Annotated in this window: 7 protein-coding genes and 2 pseudogenes; 4 read left to right on the forward strand and 5 right to left on the reverse strand. The window is 41.2% G+C overall.

Going from position 1 to position 7973, the window contains the following annotated elements:
• Nucleotides 1–735: 735 nt before the first annotated feature.
• Nucleotides 736–914 (forward strand): annotated as a pseudogene (locus PVE40_RS12990) (transposase); the annotation flags it as partial.
• A gap of 318 nt (nucleotides 915–1232) precedes the next feature.
• Here PVE40_RS12990 and PVE40_RS11915 read toward each other — a convergent pair.
• From PVE40_RS11915 to PVE40_RS11925, 3 genes and pseudogenes are all read right to left on the reverse strand, one after another.
• Nucleotides 1233–1490, reverse strand: coding sequence for a hypothetical protein (locus PVE40_RS11915; RefSeq protein ID WP_274732169.1), 258 nt, complete (start codon nucleotides 1488–1490; stop codon nucleotides 1233–1235).
• Nucleotides 1491–1585: 95 nt separating this feature from the next.
• Complete coding sequence (locus tag PVE40_RS11920) at nucleotides 1586–2344, reverse strand: DnaD domain protein (RefSeq protein ID WP_274732170.1); 759 nt, start codon at nucleotides 2342–2344, stop codon at nucleotides 1586–1588.
• A 688-nt stretch (nucleotides 2345–3032) separates the two neighbouring features.
• Nucleotides 3033–3631 (reverse strand): annotated as a pseudogene (locus tag PVE40_RS11925) (IS30 family transposase); the annotation flags it as partial.
• 236 nt (nucleotides 3632–3867) lie between these two features.
• Here PVE40_RS11925 and PVE40_RS11930 point away from each other — a divergent pair.
• Nucleotides 3868–4779, forward strand: a complete 912-nt coding sequence (locus PVE40_RS11930; RefSeq protein ID WP_274732171.1) for a nuclease-related domain-containing protein — start codon at nucleotides 3868–3870, stop codon at nucleotides 4777–4779.
• A 159-nt stretch (nucleotides 4780–4938) separates the two neighbouring features.
• Here PVE40_RS11930 and PVE40_RS11935 read toward each other — a convergent pair whose 3' ends face one another.
• A complete protein-coding gene (locus PVE40_RS11935) occupies nucleotides 4939–5280 on the reverse strand; it encodes a cupin domain-containing protein (RefSeq protein WP_274732173.1) in 342 nt (113 codons plus the stop codon).
• Nucleotides 5281–5421: 141 nt separating this feature from the next.
• Here PVE40_RS11935 and manA point away from each other — a divergent pair, with 141 nt between their 5' ends.
• Nucleotides 5422–6381, forward strand: coding sequence for a mannose-6-phosphate isomerase, class I (manA, locus tag PVE40_RS11940; protein WP_274732174.1), 960 nt, complete (start codon nucleotides 5422–5424; stop codon nucleotides 6379–6381).
• Nucleotides 6382–6471: 90 nt separating this feature from the next.
• Here manA and PVE40_RS11945 read toward each other — a convergent pair whose 3' ends face one another.
• The gene (locus PVE40_RS11945) at nucleotides 6472–7332 is read right to left on the reverse strand and encodes an ROK family protein (RefSeq protein ID WP_274732175.1); all 861 of its coding nucleotides are present in this window, start codon (nucleotides 7330–7332) and stop codon (nucleotides 6472–6474) included.
• A 136-nt stretch (nucleotides 7333–7468) separates the two neighbouring features.
• Between PVE40_RS11945 and PVE40_RS11950 the strand changes: the two genes are divergently transcribed.
• On the forward strand, nucleotides 7469–7711 hold the full coding sequence (locus tag PVE40_RS11950) for a hypothetical protein (RefSeq protein ID WP_274732176.1): 243 nt from the start codon (nucleotides 7469–7471) through the stop codon (nucleotides 7709–7711).
• Nucleotides 7712–7973 lie beyond the last annotated feature (262 nt).

The raw sequence follows: 7973 nt of genomic DNA on the forward strand, positions 1-7973 counted from the left end.
AATCAGAGAAAAATTTCAGGCGCAAAGGTGTGTACTTTTTCTTTGCAATATTGTGTAGGAATGTCTTGCAAAACACATTTTTCTAATTTATACAAAAAAATTTTATTTTAGCTCAAAACTAGAGTAACAATTCTCCTAATAAGAAGCAATATGAAAATAATATTAATCTTACCATTCTTTTGCGAAAAAATGCACAAAAAAATGAAAAATTATATACATTTAATTGTTCAAGTGACTTTCATCATCCTACAAAGGTTTACAAAAAAATAGGAGGACCCGAATAATTCATAGGTTTTCGGAGACTCTTCTGAAATCCAGTTATATCAATCTTTTTTATGTCTTTTACTCGCAGCCTTTGGATATACAAAAAGAACCCCAATCTACTATGGTTAAAGCGTCGAAATCTAACCATAGCAAGGGGTTCTCTCAATGACTATATTATAGGAAAAACGCGTAAAGTTTACCTCAAACATGATTGTGTCTAATACAGGTAGCAATCTTTCAACGGATGCCGGCATGATATTAATTAAAGAATTTATGGATTCAATTGGCTCTTCGGAACTGACAAACCAACTCCTTCATATTAAAGAAGAGCGGCTCCTTTTCTAGCTTCTCGAAGGATATTCCGCGAACTCTTCGGCTAATCTACTGAAGGAAAATCCAATCTTTCGTTTGATACGAATGGGAATCTGGAAAAGCTGGCAGAGTCTTACGTTCTTGTGGACGATGATGGGGCTGTCTCAAAATGAGGCAGCATTCCAAGTGGATACCTACGACTTCGACTGTTCAAAGTGGCTGGGAAACTGGTCAAGAGCGGTCGCAGGTTGTTGCTGAAAACAAGTTCTTCGCATGTTTTCCAAAACTTGTTCTGCCACTTGTTGGATAAGAATTCAGCAACTGTGTTGATAAATTAAAATTCAACCTAATTTTTTAACTTATGGGAATCCAAGGGATTCGTGCGCCCAAAACAGAGAGAAAATCAATTTTACTCTTTGAAAATGCATCCTCGATTGGCCCATGGATGAATTGAAATGCAGGAATCACATTTTAAAGAAGAAAATTCAATAATTTCCAAAAATAACTAGAAAAATTAGAAGTATGAATTATTCAGGTAATTTTAATATAATCATACTTTTAATGCAACAGCATGTTGAAAAAATACTTTACAAAAAAAACTCCCTCCGAAGTAGTCTCACATTTAAGTGACTACCTCGAAGGGAGTTCCATTTTCACTATTGAACTTTCTCCGGATGAAGGTCTTCCACATCCACGTTATACCCATACTCTATAATTACTTCTAGAATCATTGCTCTATATTTCAGCTCATCGACTTCATCCATAAACGCATCCAACTGCTTACAATTCACCACAAACTTCTCCGCATCTTCTTCCTTTTCAAAAATAAAAACTTGTTCTCCCGTTACTGGGTACGTAAGAATTACTTTTGTACCTTCATGATTTACTATTATTTCTTGATTATTTTTCTCCATAATGATCTCCCACCTTTTATGAAAACGCTAACTACTTTATTTTATCAATCTTTTTGACTATTGTCGATAGGGTTTCGTAAGTGAGGGCTGCTTTTTTAATAACCAACCTGTCGTTCTGACAACTCCCGGTCATACACTTCCTCAATCGTTTCAATCCCCTCGTCCCGCCAGTTCTTCAAAATGCATTCCAAATAAGCGTACGACTTCGCGCCATACTTGCTGGCTAGGAGAAACGCATGCTGAACCATTTCCTCGTCACCAAAGAATTCAATCCAGCGTTGTAAGGCCTGATGGATTTTCTTGGTATAGGGTGGATAGCTGCCCAAATGAGCGGTCCAGTTTTCTTCCCACCAGATGAAGTCATGTTTATTTAAATTAGGTTCGTCATCATCTTCTTCTAAAAGATTTTTGTTCTTTTTAAAACTGTTTGTATTACCACTGTTCTTATTAAGGGTACGATTCTTCGTGCTAGAAGAATCAGCCACCTGGAACTCCGAAGCCGTAAAATCAGGCAACGGTTCTTCAAGTTCCGTTGCCTCTGTTTTTGATTCTGTAGAAATGGTTTGTGGGATGGTGTAGAGGTTGTTGCTGTACTTCCCGGCGTTAGAGTGTTGCTCCACAACCAAGTAGCCTTTCTCAAGCAACAGTTTTCTGTGCTTGCGGAAACGATCCTTCCCAATATTTAAATCGTGGCAAATGAGATCAACGGAAGGAAACGCCGTATTCCCTGCCCCGGCGTAAGATGCGATGTAGGAATAAATAGCCTTTGCTTCAATCGTAAGGTCCGGATCTTTCATTACCTTTTTGGGAATAATGCCATAGCCTAATGCGAGAATGTCTTGGTTGTTTGTCATGGGAGCGGCCTGCTTTCGTTTTTTATTTTTCTCTTCCTTTATAAGAACGAAATTCGGGTAGGGAGTGTTACGTTTCGTCGTTAAAATTGGATAGCGTAACGAGATAGTCGTTCTCGTTGCACTACAGCCTTTTAGATAGGAAAGGATTACTCCATACTCCATGTTCCTAAAATTTCACCTGTTCCACCATCATATGCCCCTAACGTATGCTCAACAAAATAAACATACTGACTAACATTTATGGGATTTCCTTCCATAGCCGTATATTCTGAAGTAGATATGCTGAAGATTCCGTCAGATAGGTAATCTCATGAATGAGCGACTGCATCCCTCTTGTTTGTACATCTCCATCTTCCATATGTGTTTCTCTGTAATACCAGAGTTCACTAATTCTTGGTCTAGTGGAATTAGCTTCTTTTTTGCGGAAGGAGATGGTTAACAATTTCTGGATAACTAGGAGAGTAAAGGATTTTCCCTTCTGCTGTTTTTTCTAAAACAAGATTAAATGAATACGGGTTGAAATCTTCTGGATTGGTACCATGAATCGGTTGTTAATCAATCGCAAATTCGCTAAGCACACGGGCAGAAGCTGTAAAATCGTCTGAAACATAAAAAAATATTTGATCCGATTTCACTATAGCTTACTTCATCAATGGTAGCCCAGTGCCCCTTAAAATCTTTTGATTTGTCAATTTAAGCTAGACAAAGTTGATTCATCTAGGTAACTCAAAAATACTTCCAGTGGCGTCTGGTAATCCAATGATTTTCGTGGGATATTATTTCGCTTATTCTCAACTGAAGAGACAACCATTTGATCCACATGATTGAAATCCATTTCTTTTGGCAAACCATCTTTTCGCAGTAAACCATTGGAATTTTCGTTCAAGGTACGCTGTGAAGGCGTTCCAGGATCGGCGAAATAAATGGCACTATCATGTTGGTTCCTTATAGCTTTCCAATTGGAGAATTCTTTCCCCCAGTCAAAGGTTATGGACTTAAGCAGATGTCTGGAAATCGATTGAAACCATTGATTTAGCGCCTTCTCGATATGCGTTCTATCAAGATAATAACGGCACTCTTCTGGTGAACACCCACAACGGTATCACCTTCGAGATGGCCAAACTCTTCCTTGAACGTCGGGTAATCCGTCTCCCTTTCAGCAATGTTCTGCTTGAAGGCCTGTTTCCCCCGTCGTTCTTGATGACCGTTCGGTTTTCTCTTTCCCTTCATGGGCAAGGCTGCTTCCTCAAACAGCTTTTCCTTGAAACGACGATAAGCCGAATTCACACACGCGCCACTTTTGGTAAGTGCCATTTAAGCCTACTCGAGGCGTTTACGTTCAAATTAGTAATTGTTTGTGCGAAAGTTAAACGCAATCAGCTGTTTACGATTACCTTTTTTACTTTGGTAACCCAAGTTGAACGCAAAGCAGCAAGTGCGTTCAACTTTTCGCATTTTCTTATATTAAAAAGACGGAATCCCCCTTTCTTCGCGTACTTTAAACGTAGAAAGGAGGTTTTATTTTGAAGAGATACCGAAATAAGTCTTTGCGGCACCGGGTCTTGGAGTCGTATTACTATCGCACGAAACTTTCGCATGGGGATTATCGGAATTTGGTTGATGAGATTCAGGGGTACCGTGGTGAGTTGGAGTATGACGCCGCCATGGGTGAGTTGCCGGCGGAGTTTTTGGTTGTGAATGATTTGATGGTTCCATATGGTAAGTCGCAGTTTCAGGTCGACGGGTTGGTTGGTTATGGTGACACGATAATTCACCATGAAGTAAAAAATTACACGGGTACGTATGTGATGGGTGGAGACGAGTGTGTTTCCGAAAAGGGGCATCGGATTGATCTTTACAGTCAGATTAGCAGTGTGAATACGAGGCTGTATAATCTGGCGCGGCGTTGGGGTTACCGGATTAAGATTATCTCTTATACGATTTTTATTCATCCTGAGTTTCAGATTAATGGGTTGGATAATGACGGGAGGATTGTATTTGCGCATCTGTTTCCTGCGCATGTGCGTGAGTTATTGAATAATCCACTTGAGCCGAGTACACAGGTGAAGGGATTTTTGGAGCGATTGATGGATATTGACAATCTGGAGTATCGCCCGCCTGACATGCCCTATTATACAGATACGCGTCCGGGAATCCTTTGTCCGCATTGTCATTCGTTTGAAAAAACAGGTACCCGTCAGACTTGGGGTTGTGGAAAGTGCGGCTTTGAAGAAAAGGTACTGGATGCGATTGGACGGACTGTGATGGAATATCATGAGATAGATCCTGGTGTTCCGATTACAACGCAGAATGCTTTTCACTGGTGTGGTGGGCAATTTGATAAGCAACAAGTGCGACGCGCATTGAAGAAGCACTTTAATCAGCTTGAAAATGGTCGTGGTACCACCTATGTCAGGCGTTTACGTTCAAATTAGTGGTTGTTTGGGCAAAAGTTGAACGCAAAGGACGAGTTGCGTTCAACTTTCTGGTGTTTTGAAGATAAATACTAAAAATCTGCCGCATTCGCCTCATATTCTACTTTTGTCTATGCTAAACATTTAATTCATCCATCCTGTAAACCTATTAGCTATTTTCTATTCACTTTTCTCCAAAAAATCCTCTCTCCCAGGAGTAAACACATCAATCAACTTCCCTTTTTTCAAACAAAGCGCTCCATGAGGTACATTAGGTTCTCGATAAGCCGAATCCCCTGCTCGCAACACTTGCTTTTTGCCTGCTACTTCAAATTCGAACTCGCCTTCTATTACATAGGTACCTTGTTCATGAGGATGATGGTGAAGGTTTCCTACTGTTCCTTCTTCAAAGGCGACTTCTACAATCATTATATTTTCAGAATGTGCTAGTACGCGACGTTTCATCCCGTTACCTAAATCTTGTGTTTCAATATCTTCTGCCATAAAAAAGTGTTGAACCATTGTTATCCTGTCCTTTCTTTCGTATGAAGATTCTTGTGCGTCTTATTTTATGTGATTATACCATACCCATCTTACGCCGTTTTCGGTATAATAATACCTATGAATACGGTTTTACAACACCTACTCACAAGGAGGAGCAAGATGCAGGAACCTTTATTTATGCAACCTGTTTTACAAGAAAAAATGTGGGGCGGCACAAAGTTACGTGATATTTATGGCTACGATATTCCGAGCAATCACACGGGTGAATGCTGGGCAATCAGTGCGCATCCGGATGGGGTCGGTTCGGTAGAGAACGGTTCGTTTGCCGGTATGAAGTTGGATGATTTATATACTCAGCATCCGGAATTATTCGATCACCCTTCTTCTGCTGTTTTTCCTTTGCTGACGAAAATTATCGATGCGAAGGATGCTCTATCGGTGCAAGTGCATCCGGACGATGAGTATGGGTTGGCGAACGAGGGTGAATTGGGTAAAACGGAATGCTGGTACATCATTGACGCGGATGAAGGGGCTGAAATTATTTACGGCCACAATGCGCAAACACGAGAAGAGTTTACTGCCCTGATTGCGGAGGGAAAATGGGATCAGTTATTGCGCCATGTTAACGTTCGAAAAGGCGACTTTTTCTTTGTTCCGAGCGGCACGATTCATGCGATTGGTGCGGGGATTACGATTTTAGAAACGCAGCAAAGCAGCAATACCACGTATCGGGTCTATGACTTCGACCGCATACAGGAGGACGGCACGACCCGCGACCTCCATATCGAGCAATCGATTGATGTCTCGATGATTCCACATACGGATCCGGTAAACGATTTTGTTGTGTCAGAAGAAGATGGCAACCAGTTTATTACTTTTATCCAAAGTGATTATTTCTCTGTATACAAATGGGATATTCAAACAAAGGCAGCTTTCACCAAATTTGCGCCCTACTTGTTAGTCAGCGTTTTGGAGGGAAATGGCTCCCTTACGATTGACGGAAAAAATTATCCATTAAAAAAAGGACAGCATTTTATCATTCCTCATCCTGTTGAGGAATGGACTTTGTCGGGCAACTTACAGCTCATTGTTTCCCATCCAGGCCCAAAAAATAAATAGTGAAAAAGAGACGATTCATCCCGTAAGGGTGAGAATCGTCTCTTTTGGTTTTTTGGAGAAACATTTTATGTATCAACTAAGGCTATTTTTCTACGCTAAACACAGGTTTCCTAAAATTAAGGCACCGGTGATGCCTGCATTGTCGCCCAGTCCTGGTAAGACAATGTATTCATCGACTGGCGGTGTTGGTACATAGTTTGCCAGCAAGGTTTCAAACTCTGTTCTGACTTTGTCCAGCAACCCTGGTACTTTCATCATGCCGCCGCCGATTACAATTCGTTCTGGACGTAGGATGACGGTGTACGCTTCGATGGCTTGTCCCAAGTAAGATGCGATAAAGTCCCATACTTGGTCATCGGGACTGACGTCTTTACCGGCTACCCCTAAGCGGCCGTCAATGGATGGACCCGCTGCCATCCCTTCTAAACAGTTCCCGTGGTACGGGCAGAAGCCATCATAATGGTCGTCTGGATGCGGGCGAACCAGCATGTGGCCCATCTCTGGGTGTCCACTTCCTGACAGAATATTTCCGTCCACAATCGCCCCTACTCCGATTCCCGTTCCAACTGTGATGTATAGCGTGTTTTTCAACCCTTTTGAAGCACCTATCTTCGATTCACTCAAAGCAGCCGCGTTCACATCGGTGGTCCACTCCATCGGGATATCATACCGTTTTTTCAAAGCTCCTAAGAAGTCAAAATCCTTCCAAGCTAGCTTTGGCGTGGACAGGATATACCCGTATTTTTCCGAATCCCGGTTGATTTCAATCGGTCCAAACGAACCGATCCCGATTGCTGCTAATTCAAACTGATCAAAAAAGGTAAAGATATCTGTTAACGTTTCTTCTGGCGTTCTGGTTGGGAATGAAACGCGCTCAATGATTTCGTTCGCTTCATTTCCGACAGCACAGACAAATTTTGTGCCGCCTGCTTCAATTGCTCCGACTAACATGGCATCACCCCTATAGATGTATTATAAATGAAGGTATGCTCCTTGGTCTAATAAGATCTGTTGTACATTTTCTTATCTAGAGAAACAATATTGGATATATGTTATATTATACTACAAATTACTGAGGGGGATTACCATGAAGATAATAAAGATTACTCTTGGTTTCATTCTTGTGGCCTGTCTGATTATTGGCGCCAGTTACCCTCTTATTATCAATAATCTCATTGTCGATGAGGAGCCTATTCCCTCCGATGTTATTATTGTTCCGGAGGGAGATAGCGTAGTTCGATCTCTTCGAGCTTTTGAATTGCTGCGCGATGGGTTAAGTGAATCCGGTAAAATTATGGTCTCCCCTTTAAATGAATATAACGTTTCCTGAATTATTCATAGATTTTCAGAAAACGTCTTGAAACGTTAGTCTTCCAACATATTTTGTCTTTCCAGTTCACACCCAAAAGGTGTGAAAAAAGAACCCCAATCTGTTATGGTTAATGTACGACCAACAACCAAAGAAAGGGGTTCTCTCAATGGCAACTTTACACGAAAATACGCTAAACTTCAACAAAAAACTTTATGAACGCTCCGCGTTCTATGCCATGACGGAAAATCACGTGCAGGAGTATAATAGGGATGGCAATACA

It is taken from the genome of Jeotgalibaca caeni (genome assembly GCF_028863945.1).
GTDB classification, from domain to species: Bacteria; Bacillota; Bacilli; order Lactobacillales; family Aerococcaceae; genus Jeotgalibaca; species Jeotgalibaca caeni.

Bases quoted from the DNA above. Each gene is read 5' to 3' on its own strand.
- PVE40_RS11950 (WP_274732176.1), top strand. From the start codon at position 7,469: ATGAAGATAATAAAGATTACTCTTGGTTTCATTCTTGTGGCCTGTCTG.
- PVE40_RS11920 (WP_274732170.1), bottom strand. From the start codon at position 2,344: ATGACAAACAACCAAGACATTCTCGCATTAGGCTATGGCATTATTCCC.
- PVE40_RS11945 (WP_274732175.1), bottom strand. From the start codon at position 7,332: ATGTTAGTCGGAGCAATTGAAGCAGGCGGCACAAAATTTGTCTGTGCT.
- manA (WP_274732174.1), top strand. From the start codon at position 5,422: ATGCAGGAACCTTTATTTATGCAACCTGTTTTACAAGAAAAAATGTGG.
- PVE40_RS11915 (WP_274732169.1), bottom strand. From the start codon at position 1,490: ATGGAGAAAAATAATCAAGAAATAATAGTAAATCATGAAGGTACAAAA.
- PVE40_RS11935 (WP_274732173.1), bottom strand. From the start codon at position 5,280: ATGGTTCAACACTTTTTTATGGCAGAAGATATTGAAACACAAGATTTA.